This is a genomic window from Rhizobacter sp. P1_G5 (assembly GCF_056405435.1).
In genome coordinates, this window is the sequence record NZ_JBFUCB010000955.1 from 1 (window position 1) to 1,498 (window position 1,498).

The following is a 1,498-nucleotide window of genomic DNA, read 5'->3' on the forward strand; positions in this document are numbered from 1 at the left end:
AGCCAGGGCAAGATCGTGCTGAGCCGCGAGAAGGTCGACCTGAACGCGGTGATCACGCAGAGCGTCGAGACCGCGCAGCCGCTGATCGACGCCCGCGAGCAGCGGCTGCAGGTGCTGCCGCTGGCCGAGCCGATGTGGCTGCACGGCGATTTCGCGCGGCTCGCGCAGATCGTGTCGAACCTGCTGAACAACGCATCGAAGTACAGCGAGAAGGGCACGCGCATCTCGCTCGAGGCCAGCACCACCGAGCAGGGCGCGGTGATCCACGTGCGCGACCAGGGCATCGGCATCGATGCGCAGCTGCTGCCGCGCATCTTCGACCTGTTCACGCAGGGCTCGCGCACGCTGGACCGGGCCCAGGGCGGGCTGGGCGTCGGGCTGACGCTCGCGCAGCGCCTCGCGCAGATGCACGGCGGCAGCCTGGAGGCGACGAGCGACGGCATCGGCCGCGGCGCGGTGTTCACGCTGCGGCTGCCCTGCATCGGGCTGGTGCGCTCCGGCGAGGCCGGCAGCGCCGTGCACGAGCCCGGGGCGCCACAGCCGGCACGCGTGCTGGTGGTCGACGACAACCATGACGCGGCGCACAGCGTGGCCGACCTGCTCGCACTGGGCGGCCACGAGGTTCGCACCGCCGCCGACGGCCGCGAGGCGCTGGCGGTGGCCGAGAGCTTCGGCCCCGAGGTGGTGGTGCTCGACATCGGGCTGCCGATCCTCGACGGCTACGAGGTCGCCCTGCGCCTGCGCACGATGGACGGCACGCGCAGCGCGCTGCTGCTCGCGCTGACCGGCTACGGCCAGCAGGAAGACCGCCGGCGGGCCGAAGCGGCCGGCTTCGACCACCATTTCGTGAAACCGGCCGATCCGGTGGCGCTGCAGAAATGCATCGACCAGTGGCTGCGCCAGCGCAGCGACGCCGATCGGCAGGAAACCGGCTGACGCAGACCCGGGGGACGGACGAAAAAACTCCGCTGGCCATGGAACCGTCCGCGCCCGGCGGTTACTCAAGCGCGCATGAGCGGCTGGCGCGATTACCTGTGGATCACCTGGTGGCGTTCGCTGTGGGACGGCCGCGGCCCGCGCGAACGCCCTGCAGGCCGAGCGTCCGCGCCGCGCACGCCGAAGGAGCGCCTGCTGCACCGGCTGGACGAGGAGTTCGTTCGCCACGTGCCCGATGCCGACAGCGTCGTGTACGCGCTGCGCCGCTGGCTCGACACGCTCGACGGACACCTCGACCTGTCACGCTGCGACCGTGCCGCGGTGCGCCAGCTGCCCCCGGACCTGATCGGCGACTTCATCGCCTACGTCACGCAGCGCAGCGGGCACGAGCAGCTGCGCATCACGCTGCCCGCGGGGATGAACCGGCAGCTCGGCTGGTGGTCCCGCTACGGGCTCGGCTGACGCGGGCTGCCGGGACGCCTGCACGGCACTTCCCCGAAGTCCTACACGGATTGCCTCTTTTGCCCGATAGGCACCACCGGGCCACGGCCCTAGCCTGGGG

General features: G+C 71.8%; 2 protein-coding genes. Both read left to right on the plus strand.

Annotation, left to right across the window (positions count from 1 at the left end; all coding sequences use genetic code 11):
* On the plus strand, nt 1-936 hold a 936-nt coding region (locus tag AC1D12_RS33070; RefSeq protein ID WP_477845343.1), incomplete at its 5' end, for a hybrid sensor histidine kinase/response regulator.
* A 75-nt stretch (nt 937-1,011) separates the two neighbouring features.
* Nucleotides 1,012-1,398: a hypothetical protein gene (locus AC1D12_RS33075; RefSeq protein WP_477825068.1), complete on the plus strand. Its 387-nt coding sequence runs from the start codon at nt 1,012-1,014 to the stop codon at nt 1,396-1,398.
* Nucleotides 1,399-1,498: the final 100 nt, after the last annotated feature.

Bases quoted from the DNA above. Each gene is read 5' to 3' on its own strand.
- AC1D12_RS33075 (WP_477825068.1), top strand. From the start codon at position 1,012: ATGAGCGGCTGGCGCGATTACCTGTGGATCACCTGGTGGCGTTCGCTG.